Annotated in this window: 24 protein-coding genes; 13 read left to right on the top strand and 11 right to left on the bottom strand. The window is 45.9% G+C overall.

Annotated elements, in window-relative coordinates:
- Positions 1–67 precede the first annotated feature (67 nt).
- Both QUA33_RS06740 and QUA33_RS06745 read right to left on the bottom strand, forming a co-directional pair.
- A complete protein-coding gene (locus tag QUA33_RS06740; RefSeq protein WP_333147506.1) occupies positions 68–691 on the bottom strand; it encodes a restriction endonuclease subunit R in 624 nt (207 codons plus the stop codon).
- Between the two features lie 122 nt (positions 692–813).
- Positions 814–1713 (bottom strand): polysaccharide deacetylase family protein, encoded by a 900-nt coding sequence (locus tag QUA33_RS06745; RefSeq protein WP_333147508.1) that lies wholly within the window; start codon positions 1711–1713, stop codon positions 814–816.
- 101 nt (positions 1714–1814) lie between these two features.
- Between QUA33_RS06745 and QUA33_RS06750 the strand changes: the two genes are divergently transcribed.
- On the top strand, positions 1815–2519 hold the full coding sequence (locus QUA33_RS06750) for a Uma2 family endonuclease (RefSeq protein ID WP_333147510.1): 705 nt from the start codon (positions 1815–1817) through the stop codon (positions 2517–2519).
- Between the two features lie 38 nt (positions 2520–2557).
- Here the strand turns inward: QUA33_RS06750 and QUA33_RS06755 are convergent, their stop codons facing one another.
- From QUA33_RS06755 to QUA33_RS06770, 4 genes are all read right to left on the bottom strand, one after another.
- Complete coding sequence (locus tag QUA33_RS06755) at positions 2558–4201, bottom strand: family 10 glycosylhydrolase (protein WP_333147512.1); 1644 nt, start codon at positions 4199–4201, stop codon at positions 2558–2560.
- Between the two features lie 474 nt (positions 4202–4675).
- Positions 4676–5074, bottom strand: coding sequence for a photosystem II protein Psb27 (psb27, locus tag QUA33_RS06760; RefSeq protein WP_333147513.1), 399 nt, complete (start codon positions 5072–5074; stop codon positions 4676–4678).
- A 147-nt stretch (positions 5075–5221) separates the two neighbouring features.
- Entirely contained in the window at positions 5222–6475 is a 1254-nt protein-coding gene (locus QUA33_RS06765) for a DNA replication/repair protein RecF (RefSeq protein ID WP_333147571.1), read from the bottom strand.
- Positions 6476–6892: 417 nt separating this feature from the next.
- Positions 6893–9715: a cation-transporting P-type ATPase gene (locus QUA33_RS06770; RefSeq protein WP_333147515.1), complete on the bottom strand. Its 2823-nt coding sequence runs from the start codon at positions 9713–9715 to the stop codon at positions 6893–6895.
- A gap of 688 nt (positions 9716–10403) precedes the next feature.
- Here QUA33_RS06770 and QUA33_RS06775 point away from each other — a divergent pair.
- The 9 genes from QUA33_RS06775 to QUA33_RS06815 all read left to right on the top strand — a co-directional run bounded on the left by QUA33_RS06775 (position 10404) and on the right by QUA33_RS06815 (position 18754).
- Positions 10404–10760: a hypothetical protein gene (locus QUA33_RS06775; RefSeq protein WP_333147517.1), complete on the top strand. Its 357-nt coding sequence runs from the start codon at positions 10404–10406 to the stop codon at positions 10758–10760.
- Between the two features lie 327 nt (positions 10761–11087).
- Positions 11088–11606 carry a phycocyanin subunit beta gene (locus tag QUA33_RS06780; RefSeq protein WP_332948147.1) on the top strand — a complete coding sequence of 173 codons (519 nt, stop codon included), beginning with the start codon at positions 11088–11090 and terminating at the stop codon, positions 11604–11606.
- A gap of 104 nt (positions 11607–11710) precedes the next feature.
- Positions 11711–12199, top strand: coding sequence for a phycocyanin subunit alpha (gene cpcA / locus QUA33_RS06785; protein ID WP_015175793.1), 489 nt, complete (start codon positions 11711–11713; stop codon positions 12197–12199).
- A gap of 148 nt (positions 12200–12347) precedes the next feature.
- The gene (locus QUA33_RS06790) at positions 12348–13163 is read left to right on the top strand and encodes a phycobilisome linker polypeptide (RefSeq protein WP_333099157.1); all 816 of its coding nucleotides are present in this window, start codon (positions 12348–12350) and stop codon (positions 13161–13163) included.
- A 193-nt stretch (positions 13164–13356) separates the two neighbouring features.
- Positions 13357–14226 (top strand): phycobilisome linker polypeptide, encoded by an 870-nt coding sequence (locus QUA33_RS06795; RefSeq protein ID WP_333099158.1) that lies wholly within the window; start codon positions 13357–13359, stop codon positions 14224–14226.
- Positions 14227–14334: 108 nt separating this feature from the next.
- Positions 14335–14607 carry a phycobilisome linker polypeptide gene (locus QUA33_RS06800; protein WP_333066256.1) on the top strand — a complete coding sequence of 91 codons (273 nt, stop codon included), beginning with the start codon at positions 14335–14337 and terminating at the stop codon, positions 14605–14607.
- Positions 14608–14843: 236 nt separating this feature from the next.
- The gene (locus QUA33_RS06805; protein WP_333147519.1) at positions 14844–15683 is read left to right on the top strand and encodes a HEAT repeat domain-containing protein; all 840 of its coding nucleotides are present in this window, start codon (positions 14844–14846) and stop codon (positions 15681–15683) included.
- 399 nt (positions 15684–16082) lie between these two features.
- Positions 16083–17933, top strand: a complete 1851-nt coding sequence (locus QUA33_RS06810; protein ID WP_333147521.1) for a hypothetical protein — start codon at positions 16083–16085, stop codon at positions 17931–17933.
- A 194-nt stretch (positions 17934–18127) separates the two neighbouring features.
- Complete coding sequence (locus tag QUA33_RS06815) at positions 18128–18754, top strand: HEAT repeat domain-containing protein (protein ID WP_333147523.1); 627 nt, start codon at positions 18128–18130, stop codon at positions 18752–18754.
- Here the strand turns inward: QUA33_RS06815 and QUA33_RS06820 are convergent.
- Together QUA33_RS06820 and QUA33_RS06825 are read right to left on the bottom strand one after the other, a co-directional pair.
- On the bottom strand, positions 18743–19036 hold the full coding sequence (locus QUA33_RS06820; RefSeq protein WP_190661665.1) for a DUF2103 domain-containing protein: 294 nt from the start codon (positions 19034–19036) through the stop codon (positions 18743–18745). The two genes, QUA33_RS06815 and QUA33_RS06820, sit on opposite strands and share 12 nt — an antisense overlap.
- Before the next feature lie 100 nt (positions 19037–19136).
- The gene (locus QUA33_RS06825) at positions 19137–19604 is read right to left on the bottom strand and encodes a response regulator transcription factor (protein ID WP_333147525.1); all 468 of its coding nucleotides are present in this window, start codon (positions 19602–19604) and stop codon (positions 19137–19139) included.
- Positions 19605–20157: 553 nt separating this feature from the next.
- Here QUA33_RS06825 and QUA33_RS06830 point away from each other — a divergent pair.
- On the top strand, positions 20158–20484 hold the full coding sequence (locus tag QUA33_RS06830; RefSeq protein ID WP_333099166.1) for an antibiotic biosynthesis monooxygenase: 327 nt from the start codon (positions 20158–20160) through the stop codon (positions 20482–20484).
- On the opposite strand, the gene cas6 is transcribed toward QUA33_RS06830, so the two are convergent.
- Positions 20485–21366, bottom strand: a complete 882-nt coding sequence (gene cas6, locus QUA33_RS06835) for a CRISPR-associated endoribonuclease Cas6 (protein ID WP_333147527.1) — start codon at positions 21364–21366, stop codon at positions 20485–20487.
- 191 nt (positions 21367–21557) lie between these two features.
- A complete protein-coding gene (locus QUA33_RS06840; RefSeq protein WP_333099168.1) occupies positions 21558–22640 on the bottom strand; it encodes a class I fructose-bisphosphate aldolase in 1083 nt (360 codons plus the stop codon).
- Between the two features lie 224 nt (positions 22641–22864).
- Here QUA33_RS06840 and QUA33_RS06845 point away from each other — a divergent pair, with 224 nt between their 5' ends.
- Positions 22865–25501, top strand: a complete 2637-nt coding sequence (locus tag QUA33_RS06845) for a M1 family metallopeptidase (protein WP_333147529.1) — start codon at positions 22865–22867, stop codon at positions 25499–25501.
- A gap of 282 nt (positions 25502–25783) precedes the next feature.
- Positions 25784–26200: an NUDIX hydrolase gene (locus QUA33_RS06850; RefSeq protein ID WP_333099170.1), complete on the top strand. Its 417-nt coding sequence runs from the start codon at positions 25784–25786 to the stop codon at positions 26198–26200.
- 194 nt (positions 26201–26394) lie between these two features.
- Here QUA33_RS06850 and QUA33_RS06855 read toward each other — a convergent pair whose 3' ends face one another.
- Entirely contained in the window at positions 26395–26877 is a 483-nt protein-coding gene (locus QUA33_RS06855) for a hypothetical protein (RefSeq protein ID WP_333147531.1), read from the bottom strand.
- Positions 26878–26893: the final 16 nt, after the last annotated feature.

Consider the following 26893-nt stretch of genomic DNA (forward strand, 5'->3'; position numbering starts at 1 on the left):
ACCAGTTTGAAATTTGAGATATTAGATATTGTCTGCTTTGAAAGATAACTCAAAATGGCTTTTATTGCTAGTCTGGAAGTTGACTCAGGCGTTTCAAAATCTGCAAAACGCGGTACAATTCATTGCCGGGATTAGAAACAACAAATTCAGCCGATCGCGCATACTGGGGAGTTTCCCCTCTAACTAACTTGACAAAACTAAAGTTAGCACCTGTAGAAATCATCCCAAAAGTAGGAGTTTCAGGATTGGGATCTGCCAGCATATATGTCAGGAGTTGGGCAAGTGCTTCGTCAGTTGAAAACGAAAGTTGTTTGGATTCAATTACTGTCACCCACAAGTTTGCTTTCATAATTAGGATATCTATTCTGCCTTCGATGATTCTGCCTTCGTCTTCCTCTTGAATGGCGATAGACTTTTCGGCTTTGACTTGAAAAGGAGACTCAAAGAGACCGGCAATAAACAAAATCGGGCTGATGATTGTTAGCTTGACTGCATTTTCCAAGACAGGCGGGGTGTCTACCAAGTTGAAGTATATGTCTTGGACGCGATCGAGCAATTGTTTTTCTGAGTCCGTTATTTCGGGTAAGTTTTCTTGCCATTCTCGGAAAAATTCGCTGTTGCGAACTCGCTGCAAGCCGAAGTTATCGATTAGATAGCGGAGGTTGATATCTCTTGCTTGTAGTTTTTGCATTATGATTAATAAAGGGTTTTATGGTTATTAATAAGTTTAGCATAGTTGGATTTTTAACCGCAGATGAACGCAAATGAACGCAGATGAAATTCTGAGTAAGTTAATTGGGTTCAGAGGTCTGTTCATTGGGATTTTCGATCGGCAATTCGCTGTTTTTGTCCAGCTTGCATTTGCAGCAATTGCGGCACGGTTACAAAACGATATCCCTGCTGTTTGAGTTTGGGAATAATTGCAGATAGTGCCTCGACTGTTTGCTGGCGATTTCCGCCGCCGTCGTGCAACAATACGATCGCCCCCGTTGAAGCTTGGGATAGCACGGTACGGGCGATCGCAGCGGCCGGAGGTTGCAGAAAGTCTTTAGGGTCGATCGACCACATCACGACTACATAATTTTTCTTTTTAGCGTAATCTGCCAAACCGTTATTTAAGCGGCCGCCGGGAGGGCGAAACAAGAAACTTTTTGCCCCAGTCGATCGATAAATATGAACACCAGTATTATCTATTTCATCCGATGCTGTTTTTTCGGTAACATTGTGAGAATAGTGATGCCAAGTATGATTGCCGATCGCATTTCCCGCTTGCACAACTCTTTTCGCAATTTCTGGATACTCCCGCAAATTGGTGCCCAAGCAGAAAAATGTGCCTACAGCTTGATGTTTCTGCAAAATTTCTAATATTTTCAAAGTTTCAGGCGAAGGGCCATCGTCAAATGTCAGGGCGATAACTTTTGAGTTGTTAATACTGGCTTTATAAACAATTTGGCTGCGAAATTGCGCGGGCGGTGCGAAGACTAAAGGTTGTTCGGGAGGTTTGGGAGAGGGAGTTGGGGAGGGAGAATGGGGTGTTTTGAGTTTTCGGGGTTTCAGGAGGTTTGGCGGGGGATTTTCAACGGGTGCGATTTTTTGGGCGAGCGAATGTGAGTTTGCTGTTTGTCGCGTTTCAGAAATAAGGGAAATTAGGGCGATCGATCCGATTAAGAACAAGATTTTTAGCGCCCATTGACTGGCCAATTTGGTACTCATTTGCCACAGCATTTATTTCTGATAATATAACTCTGGCTTACAGGTATGCCTAAAATTAGATAAAATTCAAGATACCGACGCATAACAACAGGAGAAAAGCCATGATTGCTCCCGCAAATCTCAGCCGCATCAGCATCCCTCCTTTGGAAAATGGCGATTTGCTAACCCGTGCCGAATTCGAGCGACGCTATACAGCGATGCCGGGACTCAAAAAAGCAGAATTGATCGAAGGAATTGTTTATATGGCTTCACCCTTACGCTTTGAACCCCACGCCGAACCCCATGCTCGCCTGATGACTTGTCTGGGCTTTTATGCTGCTTTTACCTGTCATACTCGGCTCGGCGATAACCCCACCGTGCGTCTCGACGTGGATAACGAACCCCAGCCCGATGCTGTACTGCTAATTGATTCCCGACGAGGCGGTGCAACTAGCCTCAGCGATGACGGCTACATCGTAGGCGCGCCCGAATTTGTTGCCGAAATTGCTGCTAGTACCGCTACGATCGATCTGCGAGACAAAAAGCGAGTTTACCGCCGCAGCATGGTGAGAGAATATCTCGTTTGGCAAGTAATCGATCGCCGGATTGATTGGTTTTCCTTGCAGGAAGAAGAATATATTTCTCTGCTACCCGATGCAGAAGGAATTATCCGCAGCCGAGTTTTTCCGGGCTTGTGGCTGGCTGTTTCAGCACTATTAGACGGGGATATGCCAAGTGCGATCGCAACTCTTCAAACGGGATTAAACAGTGCCACGCACCAAGAGTTTGTCCAACAGTTAGCTGCTTTCCCAAATCCAGTTTTGTAGAGACGCTACAAATCGCATCTCTACAACAACGAATCCCCCTACAACCGGCAAGTTTGCCGCGCCCTTTCATCCTCCGGTTCTTGCCACCCAAAAGCAAAATGACTCACCGCATTAATTTGCGGCGTAGCCGAGCGAATTGCCTGCATTTGAATCTCCAAAGACGGCCGATTTCTGAGAGGTTTTCCCCAATCTCCAGCAATGGCAGGAATAATTTTTGCTCCCGCAGGCGCTAAACTCACTGTCCGCTGCACCTGTGGAACAATGCAGCTTACATCACCGCAATTTCCGTAAGACATAGCGTGGAATTCCACCGCAGCCGGAAAGCTGTCCCAAGGCTGCAATCTCGAATCATATCCCCCTTGATTTATCGCTTGATTTGCAGTGGGAAAAAACACTGCTCCTACAGGAATTCCCATCCTTTGAGCTGGTTGAATAGCTATTCCAAAAAAATCTAAAATCCCTTGGACTGCGTGAGCAACGCTCAGTTTCCAGAGGTCTTTTTGCAGAATGCCAGTATCGGGAAGTGGCGGTATCGGTTTCGGTGTGGCAGTTGCAGCCTTTGGCTTGTTAGCAGCGGGAGTTGTTGAGGCCGATCTTGATGCGGCATTCTCTTTTCTAGAAGGTGGAGTTGCTACTGACATCGCCTGCGGAATTCGGCCCTGCCAAAGAGGTTCTCGCTCAGTTGGATACTGTTTGACTACTGCTTGAACGTCATTAGGATTGATAAATCCCTTAGTCAAATATCGCTGAATTAAATCTCGCCCTTGCTGATTGCTAGCCCGCTGCAAAAGAACTTGCTGCGATGCTGGGCCGTAAATCCACAAGTCTTGAACTTTGGTAGCAACTGAAGCGGGTCCGACGCCGCGTAGATAGCGAATGTAATCGAATAACATTCCTTGCGGCTTGCGCTTGACTATTTGATTTACTAACAAAGTATAGTCTTGCCTGGCTTGCGGGTTGTACGGATCGATAAAGGCTTGATTGCCCGGAACTTCTCCGAAGTCCTCGTTAATTCCTGCGTCTTGAACTACTGTTAAAGTTGTCTGATTTTTACCGTTGATAGCGAGGGTTTGCTGTCTGTCGGAACGCTGAGAATAAGTATAGCCAAAGTTCATGGTAAACAACCAGGCGTATACTTTTAAACCTCGCTGTTTGCCTTTGGCGATCGCCTTTTCTAACAAGTCGTATTTCTCGTAACCGCGATTTCTCAAAACAGAAGGCCAAGCCGTAGGATTGTCTGCGACTGGTAGCAGCACTTGACCGTCATAAAATGTTTCTATATAGACTTGGTTGTAACCTTTATTCACAACTTTGTCTAATACTCGATCGATTTCTCCGGGTCTGACATCGCAGGGATACAAACGCAGCCAAACTGCTTGGGTTTCGGGCCAAGTTTTTTGGCGGCATTCTGCTATTTCCCGCGCGTGTTTGTTCAAAACAGCAAAATATGCTTGCTGAGATTCCCGTTTTCCCGATAGCGCGGCGCGGCGCAAGTCTTCTTTTTGATTGACTTGTTCTTGGGATAATTGGCAGTAGGCTGATGTTTGGGCAAAAGCTGGTTGATTTCCGATAAACGGCCAAACAAGCTGGCTGATGAAGCTACTGGTTAAAACAGCAGTTACCGCACTTAAAAAGCGTCGCTGGTGTTGAAAATTCGCGATGCGAGTTGGTGCAATTTTCATGGGAGAATGGAATGGGGTTTTCTGGTTTAAATTGGATGGCGATCTCAAAAATGCGATCGCGCTCAACAAGCAGCTACAAATTTTCTACTTTTTTCGGTTGACTTAGTTATGGCACAAGTCGATCGCACAATGCAAATTCTATCTGGCGGCTATTTAAAATTAATAAGGGCGATCGGGTAAGATAAGACTCTGCGATTAAACCGCTGCTATGCTATACAAACTTTCCTCTGCCTAAGTGTTGGCGCGCAGGCACGCGCCTTCGCGGACTCAAAAATAAAGGGGGTAAAAAGCCCGGATTTGATATCATAATCCAGTTCGATTTTTCAGTATTTTTTACCTAAATGCTGCATAAAAAAGCGCCTGGGTACAGTGGGCGCTAAAAGCAGTTGATATTTCTACTAAAAATTGTTAACACTCAAATATCAAGGATGAAGATGAATTGTTAAAATTTATCCTTGATCCTAAATTTTGAGATTAAGCTCCTCGGTTAAGAGCAGCTTCAATCTGCTGAAATTCTGACTCAAGACGCTTTTTCAATTTTTCAGGAACAGGACGGTTGGGATAGGAACTGTAATGTCCAGCCAAAGAGTTTAATGCCGTCCGCATTGTCGTGAAAGAGGCCAGCTTGGTAAGAGAGGGATCGCGGCGGTAGGCAGCAAAAAAATCGTTGATACTTGTGCGAGCCTTGGCTTGAGCGGCTGCTTTTTCCGGCGTGCCCTCTGGCAAAGTGAGCGCTGTTCTCAAGCTGTTCACTAATGCTAATGTGTCTTGGCCATAATCTCCACTCAGAGTGGCCGGAACATTGGTACAGCCCGCTACGCCGATGACAACAACTAATACCAGGGCTAACAGACGGGAAATGTAATGCTTCATAAGGTTTAGAAAAATGGAAGCGAAAGCGGCAATCAAAATTAACCTTTATCCTATCTCGAATAGAGCTAATAATGCCAAATTTTCATTTTTTTTGTACCTTTACCATGAAAAAGAAAATTTGTCAATCTAAAATCTAAAATCTAAAATCTAAAATCGATTGATTTGTCCAGCAACGACGGAGAGAATTTGGGTTTGTCGCAGCCACTGAGCATCAAAAGCGCCTAGGTGAGTTGTAGTAATCAGAGTTTGAAATCGTTCTTGAATTGTTTCTAAAAGTTGATTTTGGCGGCTGAGATCGAGTTCTGCAAGTACGTCGTCGAGCAATAGTAAAGGCGCTTCGCCGACGACTTCTTCAATAAGCTGCAATTCGGCTAATTTTAATGCTAATACCAGAGTTCGCTGCTGACCTTGGGATGCGTATTGACGAGCTGGGGTATTGTTAATTGTAAATGTAATGTCGTCGCGGTGGGGGCCCACTAAAGTGGTTCCTTGAAACTGTTCTGCGATCGCCCTTTTTTGAATTTTCTCTAAAAATGCTTGCCGCACTCCTTCGAGATTGTCTTTAGCGATAAATTCTGAACTTACTTCAATATTAGCATCGTATTTCACATCTAAAACTTCTGCTGAACCGCTAATTGAACGGTGCCAATGTCGAGCTAAAGGCATCAAACGCTCCAATATTCGATCGCGCCTGCGGATGACGCGAGCCCCCGCTGTCGCCAACTGCGCGTCCCACAAAGCTAATTCCGACCGGGGAATTGGGAATTGGGAATTGGGAATTGGGAATTGGGAATTGGGGATGGGTAAGTCTTCTGTATTTTCCGGTTCGGGACTTTCGGGTGTCATAAATCGCATTTTGTCAAAACTGTCGGAAAATTCCGCTTTGCGGATTTCTTTAGAACGTTTCAACAGAGCGTTCCTCTGGCGCAAAATTTGGTTGTACTGGTGCAAAATGTGAGCGTAAATCGGTTCTAATTGGATGACTAGGCGATCGATCCAATTGCGCCTTCCTTCGGGCCCGCCGCGCACTAAGTCCAAATCCAAACAAGAAAATTGCACTACATTTAAGACGCTCAAAAAGTCTAAATGGCGGCGCAGCGGTTCACCGTTGATCTTCAGTGTTCGACGCGCCCCAGAGCGAAGAGTTAAAGCTAAGTCGAGCGGTCCGGCTTGACGTTCGAGTGTAGCATCAATTTGCCCGCTCGGCTTTGAGTCGAGTATTAAATCGCGATCGCGCCCTACCCTGTGGCTTTTTAATGTAGAAAGTAACTCTACCGCTTCTAACAAGTTAGATTTTCCTTGAGCGTTGTTTCCTACTAAAATGGTTTTGGGAGCGTCAAACGCTACCTTTTGATCGAAGTAGTTCCGAAACTGCCGTAGGTGCAGCGTTTTCAAATACATATTATTAATAATTGGTAATTGGTAATTAGTAATACAGTCATCGAGCGGGTGAACGACGGGGGGCACCTTACAGGTTGGCAACCGAGATCCTTTACGATGGCGATTTTCGCCGAGCGTTGCGCTGGCAATCACATTATAACGAAGTAATAAATGTTTAATTGTGACACAATATGTTTAGTCTTCATAGCGATGAATTTGGGTGTGATATCGTTGTTTCCGGTTGCCTCGGAATGATTTAACCACAGAGGGCGCAGAGAACGCAGAGGGAGAGAATACAGAAATGAATAATTCCGATGCTACCGGATTTGATATGAGCCAGGGGTTTCAACCCCTGGCGGATGTGAAGAGAGAATAGTTCCAAATGCGAGGGATCTAGCTAATAATGAAACCTCGCTCAGTATTCGTCAGCCCTTAAGACTATTTTCTAGATTTGTAAAAGCGCAAGAACAGTTTTTCCATTTCGATCCAGACAAACATTAGAGCGCTGAAACCGAAGCAAACTAGCAACTCAAACCCCGTTAAATAATGAGTGCCGAAAAATGCTCTCAGTGGCGGAACATAAATCAGCATCAATTGCAGAATAGTAGTCACAATTACAGCCCCCCACACAAAAACATTAGTGAAGGGATTTAACTCAAGAGTTAGCTGAGTGTTAGACCGAATTGCGATCGCGTGACCCATTTGCGCCAAACAAAGAGTTGTAAACACCATTGTTTTCCAAGCCTCGGGATCTCCAACATGGTTAGGGTTGGTGGTATATCCGTAAGCCCAGGACATCATTGCGATCGTCAAAATTGCAAAAATAATCCCGATCCGAATCATGTAAGAACCCAAACCCCGCGCAAAAATACTTTCTCGCGGACTGAAAGGAGGCCTTTTCATCACGTTCGGTTCCGCCGGTTCCACGGCCAAGGCCAAAGCGGGAACGCCGTCTGTTACTAAATTCATCCACAAAATTTGCAGCGGCGTCAGCGGCACTCCTCCCAAACCCATTAAAGGTGCGGCCGCAATTGTCAAAACTTCGCCGATGTTGCTGCCCAAAATGTACTTAATAAAGCGGCGAATATTGCTATAAACCACTCGCCCTTCTTCAGCGGCGGCGACAATAGTTGCGAAGTTGTCGTCCAGGAGCACCATATCGCTAGCTTCTTTGCTGACATCGGTGCCGGTAATCCCCATGGCGATGCCTATATCGGCTTGTTTCAAGGCGGGGGCGTCGTTAACGCCGTCGCCGGTCATTGCGACAAATTTGCCCCAACTTTGCAAAGCTTGGACAATTCGCAATTTGTGTTCTGGGGAGACGCGGGCGTAAACGCTAACCTGTTCGACTTGCTGTTTGAGTTCTTCTTGGCTGAGCTTTTCTAATTCTTGACCGGTGAGAACTCGATCGCCCTCTCTAGCAATACCTAAATCGTAGGCGATGGCTTTTGCTGTCAACTGGTGGTCTCCTGTAATCATCACCACCCGAATGCCAGCATTGCGGCACTTCCTCACTGCTTCCCGCACTTCCGGGCGCGGGGCGTCCAGCATACTGACGAGTCCCAGCCAAATCATGTCTTGTTCGCTGGTTTCCTCAGAACCTTCGGGCGGCAAGTTTTCCCAGAGTTTGTACGCAAACCCGAGCACTCGCAAACCGCCGCTTGCCATGTTGTTGTTTCCCGCGAGGATGCGATCGCGCATTTCCTGGGTTAAAGGTTGTACTCGATCGCCGACTATAATGCCTTTGCAGCGTTCCAAAGTCAACTCTGGAGAACCTTTGGTCAGCATCAAATAATTCGGCTGCTGTCCTTTTTCAGCGGGAAATCCCGAATTTCCCGATCTGCCGGGCACTTCGCAAATCACGCTCATGCGCTTGCGTTCCGAAGAAAAAGGAAATTCCGCCGTCCGCGGCAGCAATTGAGACTGTTTTTCCTTATAAATGCCTGCTTTTCCCGCTACGCACAGCAGAGCTCCTTCTGTGGGGTCGCCTAAAATCTGCCATTCTTGCTGTTCTTGTTGCAATACTGCGTCGTTGCAAACTGCACAGGCAATTAATAAAGATTCGAGTTCTGGATATTCCTCTAAATTATTAATTTTGGTCGATGTCAGGCGATCGGTAAAATCTCCGATCGGGGCATAGCCGTCGCCTGCGACTGCGACTGTGCAGTCGCCCGTAGACACTAGCTGAACTACCATTTTATTTTGAGTCAGAGTACCTGTTTTGTCAGAACAAATGGTAGTTACCGATCCCAAAGTTTCTACTGCCGGCAGTTTCCGAATCAGGGCGTTTCGCTTCACCATCCGCCTAGTTCCGAGTGCTAGAGTAACTGTCACGACTGCTGCGAGTCCTTCGGGGACCACAGCCACAGCCATGCTCAGAGAAACTTCTAACAAATCTTCCCACCTGCTGGTATCGAACCCGAGGCTGCCGTTTTGGAAGGTAATCATGCCGCCGATGACGACAATTGCGACTAAGGTTAGGGCACCGGAGACTAGAACCTTTCCCAACTGATCCATCCGCTGTTGCAGGGGAGTCGGTTCGTTTTCTACTGACTGAAGCATGGTGGCAATTTTGCCCAGTTCAGTTTGCATTGCGGTGTTGGTGACGATCGCCTTTGCTCGTCCCTGAACAACTTCTGTGCCCTGAAAAATCAGGTTGAGTCGATCGCCCAAGGAAGCATCTTCTGGAAGTTCTAGCTCTGCTTGCTTGGTGACTGCTAGAGCTTCTCCTGTCAAAGCAGATTCTCTGACTTGCAGATTTGATGTTTCGATCAAGCGTGCGTCTGCTGCTATTTTTACCCCAGCCTCTAACAGCATCACGTCTCCGGGTACAAGTTCCTTGGCTGCTATGTCGGAAGTTTTGCCGTCCCGCAGGACTCTGACTAGGGGGGAAGCAAGGTTTTTGAGGGCTGCGAGGGCTTTTTCAGCACTTTGCTCTTGGAAAAAGCCGAGAATGCCGTTGAGTATGACGATCGCAAAAATGGCGATCGCATCTTTGGGAAAAGTATTCGACCTGATGTCCAAAAAAGCCGAAATCACGGCCACACCCATCAGCATCAACAACATGATGTTGGTGAACTGATCGACAAAAATCGACCACGGACTGCGGCCTCCTGTTTCTTCGAGTTCGTTGGGGCCGTATTGCTGCAAGCGTTCTGACACCTGTTGGCTGCTCAAGCCAGCGTCTTTGTTGCTGCTTAGCTGCTGGAGAGTTTGGTCAATTGCTACGGTGTGCCAAGAAGAGGGAGAATTTGAAGACATAAATTACGATCGAGCGTGGGGCATAAAGGTGGTTGCGGCCGGACAGCTACAGCCGATCCATCTGGCTGATTACAGTAAGAGAGTTTTAAGTTTTGAGTTCTGAATAAAAAACTGTTTAACTTGGGAGTGGTTTTGGGCGGTTCGATGCCGGGGAAGCAAAAAGCTTTTAACTTCAATGCGTCTGGCTGCTCGATCGCGCCGTTTGTACGCCTACGGCTGATAGCACCTATCCACCTTACTACTAAAAATTAGCAATTCCTTCGGCTTTTACACAGAAAAGAAGCTGAAAGCAAGAGTGACTTTAGTCGGGGGATGCAAGCGTGCGCTGCAGGTCAAAACCTACCTTAAAACAAACCTAATAAAAGGCGAATATCCTAACTCATCTATCTCGCTGAGTTTTAATGTTAAAAGAAAAATGGCCCTGCCTCGACAGGTCTCGATCGCCTATGTTGGTTTTCTCACCATCAACAATGCTCAGCTTGCCACACCCTTCCGTGCGACTAGCCTGTGGGAAGCAGAACATAGAACAGATAGATGAAGACAGTTTTTTTGCAACCACTGCGGGGACAAACAGTATATAGATGCGGGTTCTGGGGTCAAGTTCAATGACTCCCTGGACCCAGCATCCCCGCGTTATGAAAGACCGGGGCCGGTCTTTCAACTTCCAACGGCTGAGTTTTGTCGCTAAATGCTGATATTTCCGGCAAAAGCTGACGCTGTGGCGATCGGGATCGCAATCTTTTGGATTTTGCCCACACCCAATTCTGCTGCCATCCTGACATGGGGCAGAATTTTTGCTTTTTTCCCTATTCCCCCAGCCTTTTTTACCAAAACTTTAATTTACTTAATACTTCTTAACAATTTGGCTTTTCCAGAGAAAGCCAACAAAGGCGATCGGTCCATGAGATGGTTCGGGGCGCTTCAACCGCAACTGCAGGGTCGAAAAAAGCAAACTCTGCTTTTGTTTGTGCAACACCGCATCTACCGCAGGAAGGAGATTAGCCCGGACTTGCCCAGCCAGACATTTACCTTCTTAGAGAGATAACTTTCTGTAATAATTTGTAATAAACAAAGACGGGCGAGCGTTGTATAAAGATTATCAGAGGGTTGAAACGACAGGCCAAAGTTAACAAAAACACTGATTGACAAGGTTTGTCGCATCTCATAAAAGATGTAAAAAATTCTAAGGTTTCTTAAACGTCCGTTACGATGTAACAATAGTGCAGGTAGCGGAAAGGGAGAACTCGATCGGACCAGCAGATTAGCTGGCATCAAATTTCAACCCTTGCAGGCACTCGTAGCCTGAACAAATTTAACTTAACGGTTTTATACCGCAACCAAACTCAATTAACTCAAGTAGGAGAGTTCTTTCATGTTTGACGCATTTACAAAAGTGGTTTCCCAATCTGACGCTCGGGGCGAATTTCTAGCTCAGGGTCAACTCGATGCTCTCAGCAGCATGGTTTCCGACGCCAACAAGCGGATTGACGCAGTAAACCGCATCACCGGCAACGCATCCAGCATCGTAGCCAATGCAGCTCGCACCTTGTTCGCCGAACAGCCTCAACTGATCGCTCCTGGTGGCAATGCGTACACCAACCGCCGCATGGCAGCTTGCTTGCGCGATATGGAAATCATCTTGCGCTACGTCACCTATGCAACATTTGCAGGCGACGCCAGCGTTTTGGACGACCGCTGCTTGAACGGTCTGCGTGAAACATACCAAGCTCTGGGAGTTCCCGGTGGCTCAGTTGCAGCCGGCGTGCAAAAAATGAAGGAAGCAGCAATTGCGATCGCTAACGACCCCAACGGTGTTACCCGTGGTGATTGCAGCTCGCTAATGTCTGAAATCGGCAGCTACTTCGACCGCGCAGCTAGTGCAGTCGGCTAAAAATAGCCAAGCGAACCTTTCTTGTAAAGAAGCGAGCATCGCATTTTTGCAAACAATCATTTTTGTACACAAAAACAACACAACATTAGGGAGAAACCAGAACAATGAAAACCCCTTTGACTGAAGCAGTAACAGCAGCCGATTCTCAAGGTCGTTTCCTGAGCAGCACTGAACTACAAGTTGCCTTCGGCCGTTTCCGCCAAGCAGCAGCAGGTTTGGAAGCAGCCAAGGCTTTGACCGCCAACTCTCAGCGCTTGATCGACGGTGCAGCTCAAGCTGTGTACAACAAATTTCCGTACACCCAACAAATGCAAGGCCCGAACTACGCTTCTACCCCAACAGGTAAAGCTAAGTGCGCTCGCGACATCGGCTACTACCTCCGCATGGTAACCTACTGCTTAGTTGCAGGCGGCACCGGTCCGATGGACGAGTACCTGATTGCAGGTGTTGACGAAATCAACCGGACATTTGAATTGTCTCCTAGCTGGTACGTTGAAGCCCTCAAGTACATCAAAGGCAACCACGGTCTCAGTGGCGACGCTGCAACTGAAGCGAATTCCTACATCGACTACGCAATCAACGCTCTGAGCTAGATTTGCGTGATGCCCGGGATTGTAAGCTGCTGTTAGCTTAAGTGTTAGCGGTTGTTTACAATTCCGGGCATCTGCGATCCAAGCCTAGTTTTGCAAATACTTTTTTAAGCAGTTTTCAATTTTTACAGCAAAAAAGGAAGAAGCGAAGATGGCGGGACTAGCTGCAGCAGAACGGTTGGGAATAAAAGCATTTGAAGAAGCGGGACGGGTAGAACTGCGCCCCCACTGGACGCAAGAGGATGCGAAAGCAGTAATTCGCGCTGCTTACAGTCAAGTTTTCGGCAACGAGTATTTAATGTCGAGCGAACGACTTACCAGTGCTGAATCTCTGCTGCTGCAAGGGCAGATTTCAGTGAAAGATTTTGTGCGGTCAATTGCACATTCCGAAACCTATCGGAAAAAGTTTTTTTATCCGAACTCGCAAACGCGGTTAATTGAGCTTAATTATAAGCATTTGTTGGGCCGCGCTCCTTACGACGAGTCGGAAATTGCTTTCCACGTTGATTTGTACAATGCAGAAGGCTACGAAGCTGAAATCAATTCTTACATTGACTCAGTTGAGTATCAAGAAAATTTTGGCGAAAGTGTAGTGCCTTACTATCGCGGTTTCGCGACTCAAAGAGGTCAAAAAACCGTCGGTTTTAACCGGATGTTTCAACTGTACCGGGGTTTTGCTTCTAGCGATCGATCGCAAAACCGAACCCAAGCCCGGCTGACTTGGGAAGTAGCGAGAAATATGGCCTCGCCGATATACACGGCCTCCACCGGAAAAGCCCTTGGCGGCACATCCGGCGGTTCTCGCGGTCAACTCTACCGAGTCACCGCAATGCAAGGTTCGGCTAATTTTTCGCCCCAAGTGCGGCGGACTACTACCGAATATCTCGTGCCTTACGAGCAACTTTCGAGCCGCTTGCAGCAAATCAACAAACGTGGCGGCAAAGTGGTAAGTATTACCACAGCTTAAAGTTTGTAAAGACGGTTTTTTTGGAAACGTCTTTAGCAAATTAGGACTAAGGCTAAAAAATTCTTCAATTTTATGTGTATAGGTAAGGTGTGCAGTGCACACCCTACTTTGAGGCATATTATCCTTAGTCCTAAAAATTTCAAGTGCAACCAAGCATTAAACTTTTGTCATTAATAATTTAGGAGAAAATCTGGTGGCGATTACAACAGCAGCGTCCAGACTAGGAACATCCGCATTGAGCGATGCGCCGAAGGTAGAATTGCGCCCGAACTACACCAAAGACGACGTTGAAACTGTGATTCGTGCGGTTTACCGTCAGGTGTTGGGCAACGACTATTTAATGAAATCCGAGCGACTTACAAGTTCCGAGTCTTTGCTGCGGGACGGCAGTTTGAGTGTACGAGAATTTGTACGGGCTGTAGCTAAGTCAGAACTGTACAAAACCAAGTTTTTCTACAACAGTTTCCAAACTCGGACGATCGAACTAAACTACAAACACTTGCTCGGTCGCGCTCCCTACGACGAATCTGAAGTAATTGAGCACTTAGATTTGTACCAAACACAAGGCTACGACTCTGATATTGATTCTTACATCGATTCAGTAGAGTATCAAGAAAACTTCGGCGAAAGTATCGTGCCTTACTACCGCGGCTTTAACACCCAGCGGGGGCAAAAAACCGTCGGTTTTACCCGGATGTTCCGGTTGTATCGCGGCTATGCAAACAGCGATACATCTCAACTAGAAGGCAAAAACTCTCGCTTAGCTGTCGAACTCGGCACTAACACCGCTACGGCTGTAGTTGGGCCCTCTGGCGGTAACGAAGGTTGGGCATATCGGCCTTCTGCCAGAAACGTAACTCCCGCCAGCACTTTCGGCGGCGCGGCAGCTTACGGCAAAGAAGGACGGCTGGTGCGCGTGGAAGTTTCGGGAATTCGCACGGGCGGCTATCCCAGCGTGCGCCGCAGCAGCAAGGCTTTCATCGTACCTGTTGAGGAGTTGTCCTCGCAAATGCAGAAATTTCAACGCCTGGGCGCGAAAATCGCCAGCATTACTCCAATTTAGTCAGTTGGCAGTTGGCAGTTGGCAGTTGGCAGTTACTAACTTTTAGTCAACAGTCAACAGTCAACAGTCAACATTCAACATTCAGAATTACCAATTACCAAGAAGCTTATGCTAGGTCAAATTGTAGCTGGAAAAAGTGGCAATACAGCTTCGGCTGGTCGCTGCTTTCGGTATGAAGTTGTGGGCTTGCGCCAAAGCGATGAAACAAATAATGTGGATTATTCGATTCGATCGAGCGCGAGTACATTTATCAACGTGCCTTACAATCGGATGAATCAAGAAATGCAGCGGATTACTCGCATGGGCGGGAAAATTGTCAGCATTCATCCTTTAAGCGCGAGTGCAGAATCATCCCATGAATCATCGGGCGATCACCAATAGTTTGGTTGCAGGGGCGATTAAAATCGCTCCTACAAAAGCTAGAAGGGACGATGAAAATCGCTGCTAGACAAATAAAGTCCACTGCAAGCGGACTAAAAGTTAATGTAACCCGCCCAGGCGGGTTTTGTCTGTTTAGTAGCCATTTCAATCGCCGAGTTTCCCTAACCGTTGCAGGTTTAGTCTGTGTAGCAGCCATTTCAATCGCCGAATAACTAATAACTAATAACTAATAACTAATGACTATGGATTATTACGAATCTGACTCACCGCCGGCTGGTGTAGCTGAGGGCGAGTCTTTAACTGTTGAACAGGCGATCGCAAATTTGCACTCCCAAGATTACAGTCTCCGGTATTATGCTGCTTGGTGGGTGGGCAGATTTCGAGTCAAGGAACCGGCAGCTATTGCAGCTTTAATTGCCGCATTGGAAGAAGAGTCAGAACAAACAAAAATCGGCGACTATTCCTTGTTACGAAATGCGGCGCGGGCTCTGGGTAAACTGGGTGACAAACAAGCCTTACCGGCCCTAATTCGTTGTTTGGAATGCGCTGATTATTACGTGCGAGAAGCGGCTGCTCAAGCTTTAGAAATGCTGGGCGATATCGATTCTATTGAGCCGCTAATGAAGCTATTGGATGGGGGCGTAGCTGTGGCTGTGCGAGTGCCAGGAAAATCGCACCTCGTGCAACCTTACGACTCGATAATTGAAGCTTTGGGAACGCTGAAAGCGACAGAAGCAATACCGCTAATTTCACCTTTTTTAGAACATTCTGTGGAGCGGGTGCAGTACGCTGCGGCGCGGGCGATGTATCAGTTAACTGGTGAGCGGGTTTACGGAGAGCGGTTGGTAAGTGCTTTGAATGGGGATAATTTGCAGTTGAGGCGATCGGCTTTGATGGACTTGGGGGCGATCGGCTATTTGCCGGGAGCGCAAGCTATTTCTGAGACTTTAGCAGAAAATAGCCTGAAATTAATTGCGCTCAAAGGAGTTTTGGAGTATCACCTCAATCAACAAGAATCACTATCTTTGTCAGATGATGCTATCCAAGTTATGAACTTAATGGATAGTTTACTGTGAAAAAAATTAGTTCACAACTGAAATAGGATTGGTGTAGAGATTCTCAATTGTCTGCCGTAAATTCAGGAGACAGCACATTTCAGGACACAGCGCCGTGCTGTTTCCCTACCGCATATCTGTATTTCAGGGAGTTGAGAACTATTTTATCGGTTTGAGCCTGGTGAATCTATGACCGATTATTTGATGGAATAAGAAACGAGGATTTAGGTACTAATTATTATAAATTTCAGTGCAAATACTGAGGTGGGTAGCTGTTGTTGGCGAAACCGAACCTGTTAAAATAATATTACCATCTGGATGAGTTTTCAGTTAAAAAAGTTTGGGTTTTGACTGCGGGCGATCGCGGAATGCTGGGAGATGGTTGTGTAGCAGCTAGAAGTATAAATCGGGGGATTAATCATGAGCAACGATCCTTGTGAAGTCCAGGTGCAACATTTTGCAGCGCTGAAGTCCAAGTATCAAGCAACAAAATATGAAGATTCATCTCCCTCTAGTCTTCTGTATCTCATTCTACGAAAAGCTGATTTAGACTTTGAGATTAGTAAATTTGAGCGGAAGTGGTTACGAGAGCATGAGCTTTTGGAAACAATAGAAGCTATCGAGCAACAGCCACGACGTAAAGCTGAAGAACGAAGAAAACTAGATGCTAACTTTTCTCAACTCAAGTCTAAGTTTAAAGTAACCAGAGGGCTAAGCATATCCAGTCCTTTGTATCCTATCCTTTGGAAACTTGATTCAGAAAATCAGCTAACTGATTTAGAAGTTAAATATCTCCAAGAAGAGGGGCTGACTCAAACAGTTGCTATCGCTGAAGATATGGCGCGATTTGCTGCACTAAAGGCTAAGTACCAAGCAACTGAAGATCCAAATTGTTCGCTTGATAGCCCCTTGTATCAAATCCTCAAGCAACTGGATGCACGACAAATATTAAGTGATGTAGAGGCTAACTGGCTGTTCAACAACCAACTGATTGATACTCTAGAAATTTTTTGGCAACAAAAAGCTGGACGGGAAGCTGAGTTTGCCCAACTCAAGGATAAGTACAAAGCTAGTGAATACCCAGAAACATCTGTCTCTAATCCGCTCTATCAAATCCTGAAAAAGCTGAAGTGGGATATACAGTTGAGCGAGTCAGAACTTAACTGGCTGGAAGAGCATCAACTGAGCGAAACGCTTAGCATTGTTTTGGAGATTGAACAGAGACGGCACTTTGCTAAACTGAAGGTTAAGTATAAAGCTACTACTTATGAGGATTCATCCCTCTCTAGCCATCTGTATAAAGTTCTCAAGAAAATTGATTTAGACAATCAGCTAGGTGAGCCGGATATTAACTTTCTGAAAAAGCGTAAACTGACTGAGACAATTACTCTTGCGCTTGACAAATATGCTGCTAGTCTCAAGTCCAAAATTCAATCGGGAGAGCAGTTAAGTGAAGCTGATATTGATTGGCTCAAACAGAATGGACGTGAGGATGTAATTACTTTTGTCCAAGAAAAGGAATTTGCTGCTCTGAAGTCTAAGTATGATGTGTCGGACTATAAAGATCAGACACCTTCTAGTCCATTGTACGCAATTCTGCAAAAACTGGATAAAGGAGAGCGACTGGAACCAACAGATGTTGCTTGGCTTGAGGAGAATAAAATTGAAGCATCTCAACCCAGCTATAGCTATTATGGGTGGCAGGAAGAACGCCGATCTCAAGGGCAGAGACTGTTCTCTGGCAAGATTTTTACAGCTTACCACAAAATCGAAGCACTTTTTTATGAACAGGAGTACAAGAATACTGGAAATAAATGGAAGTTGCCTAATGCTAGCAGTCATTGGCGCAAGGCAGGGCAACCGAGAAGTGCATTGAAGCTGACAGAAAATCTGGACTTCGACAAAATAAAAGAAAATAAGCTCAAGTCAGCTTTGCTAACAACTAGGGGCGGTGCTTTTCGAGATATTGATAAATTAGATGATGCTGAAAGATGTGCGCTAAAAGCTATTGAGTATCAGCCTCAGAGTCATCATCCTTACACTTTGATGGGAGCTATTTGTTTTGAGCGGGGTCAATTCTTAGAGGGCGAACGTTGGTTTAACGAGGCAATTAAACGCGGTGCTTCACCCAGAGATCAGGATGCGGAAATGAAGCGGGTTGTCAAAAATGCAAAAAATGGGAAGCGTCGGGAAGTTGTGGAATATCTGCTAAAAAAAGATCCGCAGCGGTATGCTTGGGCTAAGTTTTATCGGAACCGCCAAGACGGTTAGGATGCACAGCGCAAGAATTCCTAGCACGGGTATGGAGTCGAGTTTTTTGCCGATTCGACTCTTTAACCAAGACTGTCCTACTTCGAGTAGGGTAAGCTTTTCAAGTTAATCGCCGCGCCTCACCCACGCCGCAAAAAGTTCGATCGCGCGACCCAACCTACACTTACAATAGTCACAGTAAAGCTTATAAATAAATGGCATTAGAACTAATTCAGGCTGTCGAACAAGCAGATTCTTCCGAAGGCTTGTTAAACGCAGTCAAAGCACTGGCGGCGACTCCCTCAACACAAGCAATTCCTACCTTAATTACAGTGCTCGGTTACAACAACCCAGGCGCCGCTGTTGCCGCCGTTGACGGGCTGATTCAACTCGGAGAAGCTGCCGTGCTGCCACTTCTAGAACAGCTTGACGGCTACAATTACGGGGCGAGAGCTTGGGCTGTTCGGGCTTTGGCGGGAATTGGCGACCCCAGGGGTTTGGAGATTTTGCTCGATGCAGCGGCGAATGACTTTGCTTTGAGCGTGCGGCGGGCAGCCGCTAGGGGTTTGGGGACGATTTGCTGGCAACTAATGCCGGCAGAACAAATTGCAGATGCTCAACTTCGCGCTGTGAAAACGCTACTGCAAGCGTCCCGAGATCCAGAATGGGTGGTTCGCTACGCAGCAGCGGGGGGTTTGCAAGCTTTGGCGGGTGCTGCGACTGTTAAACCGGATTGGTTAGCGGAAGTTTCGGCCAGACTTGAGGAAATCGCCCAAAGCGATGAAACTACTTCAGTTAGGGCTCGGGCTTTGCTTGCTAAGAAAATATTGTCACTTGGCTAGGGTTTGGGCGATCGTCTCTTCCAAGTCCCCTTGACTGAGAGTGGTTAATATAAAGACTTCTTGTACGGTTTTGCCCTGTCTGGCGATGATTTTAAATCCCCCGCGGATGGGTACTGACACTCTTAATGTCATGCGGGGGATGTGTCCTTTAACTTTGTTGATGACGCCCGGAGTGACAGTTTGTATTCCCATTTTTAGGGTGAGGCGCTCTAAAATTGGTATCAAACCGGGAAGGTGGGTAGAGTGATTCCAAACTAGGCGGCCTTTGGGTTGTGCGTGCATAAATATTTAACCAAATTCAACATACCCAGTCTAAGCCACCCCTGGGTGGAACCAATTTGAAATTCCCTCAACTTGTGTATCAATAACGTTACTGTGAGTGTCATTGCCAGCAAACCCAGGCAATCTCAAACCGAGATTTTTGATTCCTGGCGCGCAAGCTAAGATTTGATGCCGCAGAATTGTCCTGTACTTTTTGATGTTGTGGGTTGGTAACTGTCGGTTTTTCAAGTTGAGCGGCGATCGCCGCGAGCATTTCTGCGACGCTGCAAGGTTTCTTGAGATAGCCGTCTGCTTTAAGTTCCAGGACTTTTTCCATTTCGGAGGCTGTCATAAAAATAAACGGAATGCTGGCGGTTGCAGGGTGCGATCGCACGGCTGCGAATACTTCAAAACCGTCGAGTTCCGGCATCATGACATCAGACAAAATTAAATCGGGAATTTGGGCCGCTAACTGGATACCAACTTTTCCATTTTCGGCGCCGACAGCTTCAAAACCGCGCGATTCCAGAAGTTCTAATACCGTTTCTCTGATTAAGTTATCGTCTTCAATTACTAATATTTTTTTCATTTGTTTGAGCTGCCTATTTACTTTGTTTGTATGGCTCTGTTATTATTGTTACAGGTGAGTTTTAAATAATTCAATAGGGTTATTGCAAAAAACCGCTTTGGACTGGCAACTTTTTACGGCTTTGTGGATGGTCGCAGTTATATACAATACATGAGTTATCAGCAGCTTTACCTTGTGTACTAGCGGTAGAAGTCGCTCCGGGCTACCTAGGATTGTAAAGATCTAAAATCAGCGATTCAACAGTTTATTTAATAAAAATTCCAGACGCCTGAATCAAAAAAATTCTATTAGACCTCTTGCAAAAGTTCTTTTAATAAAATTTTGGAACGGGCAAGATGCCCGTTCCACAAGAAAAAATGTTTTTTGCGGAATGGGCAAGATGCCCGTTCTAGTTATTTTTGACAGAGGTCTATTTGAGAGGCGATCGCAGTTACGTGTAATTAATAAATCCGCCGACGATCTAAGCGCGAAACTCCAACCTGTGCAGTTCACAAATTTCTGGCGATCGGGTAAAATATAACTTGCTGTATCGCTATTAAGTGAGGAAAAAGATATGTCAGAATTTCTAGACTTTCTCAGACATCAGTTTGCCTACGTTGCCCTTGGCGAATTTAAACCGGGAAAATTTGAAGCTGCAGAACAACTTTTTGAAAAAGCCGTTGCAACTTATGCCACAGGTTTTAAGGGAGCCTACCTGCTGCAATTGCCCAATACAGACAAAGGTATTGCCATCATTTTTTGGGAAAGCGTAGAAGATATGGCAGCCAATCAAAGCGAAGCTTATCAGGAAATATTGAAGCAGATGACGCCTTTGTTTGCGAAAATACCAGACACTAATGTTTATGAAATCGTCAGTGAAATTCAGCCCAAAAGTGAATGATTAAAAATTTTGCAACCTGCGCGTCATTCCCATACCCATCGGCGTTTTTCGCCCGACTCCGCTGTAAAGCGCAAAATCTGCTAAAGTGTTAATTTGCTTGATAGTAGCAGGAGCTAGATCTCCCATAACTCGGTAACTAATATCGCCGACGCAGCCAATAAATTTACTGCGAGAATCCGTACAAACTTCGGTTCGGATATCGAAGAAATTGGGAAAAATAGCTTCTGTGAAAGTAGGTTCGATCGCAATCCTGCTGTACTTGTTCCAGCGATTCGCTAAACTGCCGAAAATACTTTCACGAGTGGGCATAGCACTATCGTATACACCTTGCCGAAAATTAGTAGGAGTGCAAAAAGTAAAAGCAATTTGGCGCTCAGTTTCCGAAGCTCTATCGAACAATTCGCCGTAAGTACAAAAGTTTACCCAAGGCTGGTTGGATTGCGGTTCCCTCAAAATATTAGTAATGTATATATTTGTCGGGCCGAGATGCCAAGGGCGATCGAAATTAAGTTGCTGCCAAAGTTGAGTTAGGCGATCGAACAAACCGTCATCCAGCAGAGTAATTCGCCACCAAATCGGCGTATTTTCCTGAATTGCTTGCTTGTGTTCCCACTGTACAGTCTGCGGAATTGTGCGGGAAGCCGGAGGCAAAACTCTCTTTTGTGGCTGTGGCGTACTGCTTTTATAAGCCTCTTTTCTGCTTGCTTGAAAAGGGCTTAAAGTGAAAGCTTTTTCATGAGATTGGTCGTGCAAGTACGCGCTCAAATCGCTGTCTACAGCACTCACCAAGTTGAGAAATAAAGCGTGGAGGTGCCGTCCCGTTAAAAACTGGGATGGAATTGGTGCAACTGGCAGCAGGTTTAAAACAAGGCTGTGGGGCATTTTTAAATTATATACTGTGTCTTTAGAAATGTTCAGCTAGTATTAAGATTACAGCTAAGTTGCAACTTATATTAACCAATCTCAAGAAGGTAAGGTGCGCAGTGCGCACCCTACGTTTAGGAAGATTTGTGCGCAGTGCGCACCCTACGTTTAGGTTGTGATATAGAGGTAAATCTCTGTGCGGTAAATTTTTAGGCGATCGAGATTTCTGGCGACAAATAAACGTCTTGGATGGCGTTGAACAATTTTACGCCTTCTTCAAAAGGACGCTGAAAAGTTTTGCGGCCGGAAATTAAGCCGCAGCCGCCAGCGCGCTTGTTGATTACTGCCGTGCGAATTGCTTCTGCAAAATCGCTTTTCCCGGAAGCACCGCCGGAGTTAATTAAACCCATCCTTCCCGCATAACAGTTGAGCACTTGATAGCGAGTTAGATCGATCGGGTGATCCGTTGTCAAATCCGAATAAACGCGCTTGTCGGTTTTGCCGTAACTATTGCCACTTGCTTTAGCAACTGCTCCATAGCCGTTGTTGCATTCTGGCAATTTCTGCTTGATAATGTCAGCTTGAATTGTCACTCCTAAGTGATTTGCTTGCCCGGTTAAATCGGCTGCAACATGATAATCTTTGTCTTGTTTAAAGATATCGTTGCGGAGATAGCACCACAAAATTGTCGCCATTCCGTATTCGTGAGCGTGAGCAAAAGCTTGACTGACTTCTTGGATTTGTCGCGTCGATTCCGGAGAACCAAAATAAATTGTTGCTCCCACTGCAACTGCTCCCAAATTCCAAGCTTGCTCGACGGTCGCAAACATTATTTGATCGAATTGATTGGGATAAGTCAGCAACTCGTTGTGATTGAGCTTGACAATAAAAGGGATTTTATGCGCGTATTTGCGAGATACACTTCCCAAAACTCCCAGCGTTGTCGCGACCGCATTGCAGCCAGCCGAAATTGCTAATTTAATGATATTTTCGCTGTCAAAATAGATGGGATTCGGTGCAAAAGAAGCGGCCGCCGAGTGTTCGATTCCTTGGTCTACCGGCAGGATGGATAAATAGCCGGTATTGGCCAAGCGTCCGCTAGAATAGAGTTGCTGAAGCGATCGCAAAACTTGAGGAGATCGATCGGTTTGAGCAAAAATGCGATCGACCCAATCCGGGCCCGGCAGGTGCAACAAATCTTTAGAAACTTTTGCTTGATGGGTGAGCAAGTCTTCGGCTTCGTCGCCAAGCCAAGACTCGATGGAATTGGGAACTGATAGTGTAGCTGTCATACAGATTTCCCTCTGAATTTCAATTACAGGCTGATGATTGCAGACATTAACCTTGCTGATATTGTAGCGAAAAAATCATATTTTCCATCCCCTCAACCCTAGAACCAGTTTTTAACAAGTTAGCGACAACAGCAGCTAGGACGCGCTACTCTATAATAAGCTGGCAGTTCAGCCGGATCTGCGCTGCCAGCGATCGCCGATCGACTCACAACTTTGCCATCACAATGTCACACACTTACTTTGATTCTGAAAACGGTCACAAATCCTTCGAGATGCCCGGTGCCAGGCCCCACTACAACCCCGATCGCCCCGGCCAAGTAGAGCACATTTTCCTCGACTTAGTGCTGAATATTCCCAAACAAAGCTTTCGTGGCACTTGCAGCATCCGCATCAATCCAGTCCGCAGCGGTATTGACAAATTAACCTTAGATGCTGTGAACCTGAATATTAAATCAGTAAAAGTCGGCGAAATTGAGCAAAATTTCGACAGCGATGGCGAAGTGCTGCAAATTCAACTACACGAACCAACCGAAGCTTACCAACCAATTACAATTGCGCTCGAATACTCGGTCGAAAAACCCCAGCGTGGCCTCTATTTCGTCGGGCCGGACAAACACTATCCAGACAAACCAACACAAGTTTGGACTCAAGGCGAAGATGAAGATTCCCGCTTCTGGTTTCCCTGTTTCGACTATCCCGGACAACTCGCTACTTCGGAAATTCGAGTGCAAGTTCCGAGACAACTATTTGCTATTTCCAACGGCGAATTAATTAGTACAAAAAACGAAGGCGACGATAAAATTTATCACTGGTCCCAAACCCAGGTACACCCGACATATTTAATGACCTTAGCAGTCGGAGATTTTGCCGAAATTAAAGACGAATGGAACGGCAAAGCAGTTAATTATTACGTGGAAAGAAGTCGCGAAGCAGACGCTAAGCGCAGCATGGGCAAAACGCCTCAAATGATTGAATTCTTCTCTCAAGCATTTGGCTATCCTTACCCTTTTCCCAAATACGCTCAAGTCTGCGTCGATGATTTCATCTTCGGCGGTATGGAAAATACTTCGACAACTTTGCTGACAGATAGGTGCTTGTTAGATGAACGTGCCGCCCTCGACAATCGAGGTACTGAAAGCTTAGTCGCCCACGAACTCGCTCACCAGTGGTTCGGCGATTTAGTAGTAATTAAACATTGGTCTCATGCTTGGCTAAAAGAAGGCATGGCTTCTTATTCCGAGGTGCTGTGGACTGACAAAGAATACGGCAAAGAAGACGCGGCTTACTATATGTTAAATGAAGCCCGCAATTATTTAGCTGAAGATAGTTCCCGCTACCGCCGCCCGATCGTTACTCACGTTTACCGGGAAGCAATCGAATTGTACGATCGCCATTTGTACGAAAAAGGCGCTTGCGTTTATCACATGATTCGCGCCGAGTTGGGCGACGAATTATTTTATAAAGCAATTCATACTTTTGTGCGGGATAACGCTCACAAAACTGTAGAAACCATCGATTTGCTCAGGGCGATAGAAAAAGCTACTGGTCGCAATCTCATGTTTTTGTTTGACCAGTACGTTTATCGTGGCGGTCATCCAGATTATAAAGTTGCTTATTCCTGGGATGGCGACAGCAAGTTAGCAAAAGTGACTGTCACCCAAACTCAGGTAAAAGACAGCAAAAATGGCAACGGCAACAGCAAAGACATATTCGATTTGAAAATTCCGATCGGCTTCGGTTACAAGCCAGAAAAAGAAGCAGAAGATGACAGTTTGGCACGTTCAAACCCCAACCTAAAAAATTTCACAGTCCGAGTGCATGAGCGCGAGCAAAGCTTCTATTTCCCCTTAGAACAGAAGCCTGCTTTTATCAGTTTTGATGTCGGAAATAAATACTTAAAAACTGTTGTTTTAGAGTATGGAATTGCGGAACTCAAAGCTCAGTTACAATTAGATCCCGACCCGGTTTCCCGGATTTATGCGGCCCACGCTTTGGCAAAAAAGGGAGGGCTGGAAGCGGTGAAAACGCTGTCAGAAGTTCTCAAAAAAGAGCCGTTCTGGGCAGTACGGGCCGAAGTTGCCGGTCAGTTAGCTGAAATTAAACTCGACCAAGTTTTTGAAGGTTTAGTAAGTGGTTTAAAAGATAAAGATGCTCGTGTTCGTCGCGCTGTGGTGAATGCGCTGGGTAAAATCCAAACTCACGAAACTTATAAAGCGCTGAGGTCGATCGTCGAAAAAGGCGACGACAGCTATTACGTAGAAGCAGCAGCAGCGAGTGCTATGGGCGCCATTGCAGGGGCTAACCCCGACGAAAAACCGACCGACGAACAGGTACTGAAAGAGTTAAAATTGGTGCTAAAAGAGCGTCAGGGCTGGAATGAGGTAGTGCGATCGGGTGCGATCGCAGGTTTGGCGCACATGAAAACTTCTGAAGATGCGCTGAATCTAATTTTGAAATACACCGCCGCCGGTACTCCGCAAGCTTTGCGCTTGGCTGCAATTCGATCTTTGGGCACAATTTCGACTGGTCAAACCAAAGTCAATTTAGAACGGATTTTGCAGCGATTGGCAGAATTATCTAAAGAGACGTTTTTCTTGACTCAAGTTTCTGTAGTAGCGGGCCTAGGACAAATGCAAACTCGCAAAGCAATTCGCATTTTGCGTTCTTTAGCTGACCAAACCCCCGATGGCCGCGTCCGCCGCATGGCTGATGAAGCTGTGCAAAGAGTGCAGAAAAATGCTGGTTCTGATGCAGCGGTAAAGCAGTTGCGGGAGGAATTAGACCAGGTGAAAAAGGAGAATCAAGATTTGAGGAGTCGGATGGAAAATTTGGAGGCTAAGGCGAAGAAAGATTCGGTGTAAAATCCTCCCAACGCAGATAAAGGCAGATATTGGCGATCGGCTTTTATCTGCTTGTCGGTAGAGGATGACGCCTAGTTATTATAATAATATTATTGTTGTTCAGCGGGAGTGCATTTAAATTTGCTACTTTCCACAAACTCTAAAAGCCAAATATCTCTATTCCTCACTTTGTTCTTCTCTAAAATAGGGACTCATCTAGGATCGGGATGCAATGTTTATTTTTTAGTGTAAACAGTTAATGAGGTTGCAGCAGCTTTTGCACCCAGACATATTGCATAAATAATGAGTATAAAAACCGCTTTACTGATTGAGCAATCTGGGGTAATTCCCTATCGCATTCAAGACGGACAAATTGAAGTAATGGTGATTACTTCTTCGGCTAGCAAGCGCTGGGTGATTCCCAAAGGATTAATTGAACCTGATATGACTCCCCAAGATTCCGCCGCCAAGGAAGCTTGGGAAGAAGCAGGTTTGTTGGGTAAAGTGTTCCCGGATTTGCTGGGAACTTACGAGTATCAAAAGTCCGGCTATATTTGTCAGGTAGGAGTATTTTTAATGAAAGTGCAAGCAGTTCTGGAAATTTGGCCGGAAGCTAGCAAGAGAAAGCGGCAGTGGGTAAGTATTCCTAAAGCAATTAAGCGGGTTAACGAACCGGAACTCAAACTCATTCTTGCGGATTTGCCAAATCGGTTCTGGTGATTCAGTTATGGATGCAGAACCTAACGATCTAATGTGGCTGAGGCGAATCTTAGCGCCATAATTCGTGCGTCAAACCACTTTTTACTCTTAGTATAAACTTGTAGGGTGCGTCCGTCAGCTAAATGATTGGAAAATCGAGCTATGATTACTGGCGCATCCTACAAACTTATGATATCAGTGTAAAAAGTTTCCCCTTAAGCGTTAGCTGAGAGGAAAGGAATGCTTTCGGCTAAGTTATCCTTAATTTCTATTCCCTGTTGTCTCGCCCAAAACAAGCTCAAAAAGTGAATTTGTCGCAAGCCGACAACTAAATTTAAACCGGGTACAAAAATCCACCAAACGGTTAGCGGTTCTTTGATTCCTTCTTGGCGGTACAATTCATTAACTGTCTTGTAAAGTTTGAACTGCACGATGTAAATCCAAGCAATACCCAGCAAGGAAAACCAACCAAACCATCCGGGAACGTCAGGGTCGAATATCCGCAAAGCTTGGGGGACGGCTACTCCTAAAACAAAGGGAAGCAAGCAAAGGGTTCCTGACCAACCGCTGCCGTTATAGCGACGCAATTCTTCTTGAATAATCCATTTGTACCATCCGTAATATAGCAGCAAGCTGACTCCAGACAGCAAAATTACTCGCCACAAAGAGCGGGGTTTACCTAAAGGTTTGTCGGACATATTTAGATGTAAGATA

It is taken from the genome of Microcoleus sp. Pol14D4 (assembly GCF_036701245.1).
In the GTDB taxonomy this organism is placed as follows: Bacteria; Cyanobacteriota; Cyanobacteriia; order Cyanobacteriales; family Microcoleaceae; genus Microcoleus.

Bases quoted from the DNA above. Each gene is read 5' to 3' on its own strand.
- QUA33_RS06740 (WP_333147506.1), bottom strand. From the start codon at position 691: ATGCAAAAACTACAAGCAAGAGATATCAACCTCCGCTATCTAATCGAT.
- QUA33_RS06745 (WP_333147508.1), bottom strand. From the start codon at position 1,713: ATGAGTACCAAATTGGCCAGTCAATGGGCGCTAAAAATCTTGTTCTTA.
- QUA33_RS06750 (WP_333147510.1), top strand. From the start codon at position 1,815: ATGATTGCTCCCGCAAATCTCAGCCGCATCAGCATCCCTCCTTTGGAA.
- QUA33_RS06755 (WP_333147512.1), bottom strand. From the start codon at position 4,201: ATGAAAATTGCACCAACTCGCATCGCGAATTTTCAACACCAGCGACGC.
- psb27 (WP_333147513.1), bottom strand. From the start codon at position 5,074: ATGAAGCATTACATTTCCCGTCTGTTAGCCCTGGTATTAGTTGTTGTC.
- QUA33_RS06765 (WP_333147571.1), bottom strand. From the start codon at position 6,475: ATGTATTTGAAAACGCTGCACCTACGGCAGTTTCGGAACTACTTCGAT.
- QUA33_RS06770 (WP_333147515.1), bottom strand. From the start codon at position 9,715: ATGTCTTCAAATTCTCCCTCTTCTTGGCACACCGTAGCAATTGACCAA.
- QUA33_RS06775 (WP_333147517.1), top strand. From the start codon at position 10,404: ATGCTGATATTTCCGGCAAAAGCTGACGCTGTGGCGATCGGGATCGCA.
- QUA33_RS06780 (WP_332948147.1), top strand. From the start codon at position 11,088: ATGTTTGACGCATTTACAAAAGTGGTTTCCCAATCTGACGCTCGGGGC.
- cpcA (WP_015175793.1), top strand. From the start codon at position 11,711: ATGAAAACCCCTTTGACTGAAGCAGTAACAGCAGCCGATTCTCAAGGT.
- QUA33_RS06790 (WP_333099157.1), top strand. From the start codon at position 12,348: ATGGCGGGACTAGCTGCAGCAGAACGGTTGGGAATAAAAGCATTTGAA.
- QUA33_RS06800 (WP_333066256.1), top strand. From the start codon at position 14,335: ATGCTAGGTCAAATTGTAGCTGGAAAAAGTGGCAATACAGCTTCGGCT.
- QUA33_RS06805 (WP_333147519.1), top strand. From the start codon at position 14,844: ATGACTATGGATTATTACGAATCTGACTCACCGCCGGCTGGTGTAGCT.
- QUA33_RS06810 (WP_333147521.1), top strand. From the start codon at position 16,083: ATGAGCAACGATCCTTGTGAAGTCCAGGTGCAACATTTTGCAGCGCTG.
- QUA33_RS06815 (WP_333147523.1), top strand. From the start codon at position 18,128: ATGGCATTAGAACTAATTCAGGCTGTCGAACAAGCAGATTCTTCCGAA.
- QUA33_RS06820 (WP_190661665.1), bottom strand. From the start codon at position 19,036: ATGCACGCACAACCCAAAGGCCGCCTAGTTTGGAATCACTCTACCCAC.
- QUA33_RS06825 (WP_333147525.1), bottom strand. From the start codon at position 19,604: ATGAAAAAAATATTAGTAATTGAAGACGATAACTTAATCAGAGAAACG.
- QUA33_RS06830 (WP_333099166.1), top strand. From the start codon at position 20,158: ATGTCAGAATTTCTAGACTTTCTCAGACATCAGTTTGCCTACGTTGCC.
- cas6 (WP_333147527.1), bottom strand. From the start codon at position 21,366: ATGCCCCACAGCCTTGTTTTAAACCTGCTGCCAGTTGCACCAATTCCA.
- QUA33_RS06840 (WP_333099168.1), bottom strand. From the start codon at position 22,640: ATGACAGCTACACTATCAGTTCCCAATTCCATCGAGTCTTGGCTTGGC.
- QUA33_RS06845 (WP_333147529.1), top strand. From the start codon at position 22,865: ATGTCACACACTTACTTTGATTCTGAAAACGGTCACAAATCCTTCGAG.
- QUA33_RS06850 (WP_333099170.1), top strand. From the start codon at position 25,784: ATGAGTATAAAAACCGCTTTACTGATTGAGCAATCTGGGGTAATTCCC.
- QUA33_RS06855 (WP_333147531.1), bottom strand. From the start codon at position 26,877: ATGTCCGACAAACCTTTAGGTAAACCCCGCTCTTTGTGGCGAGTAATT.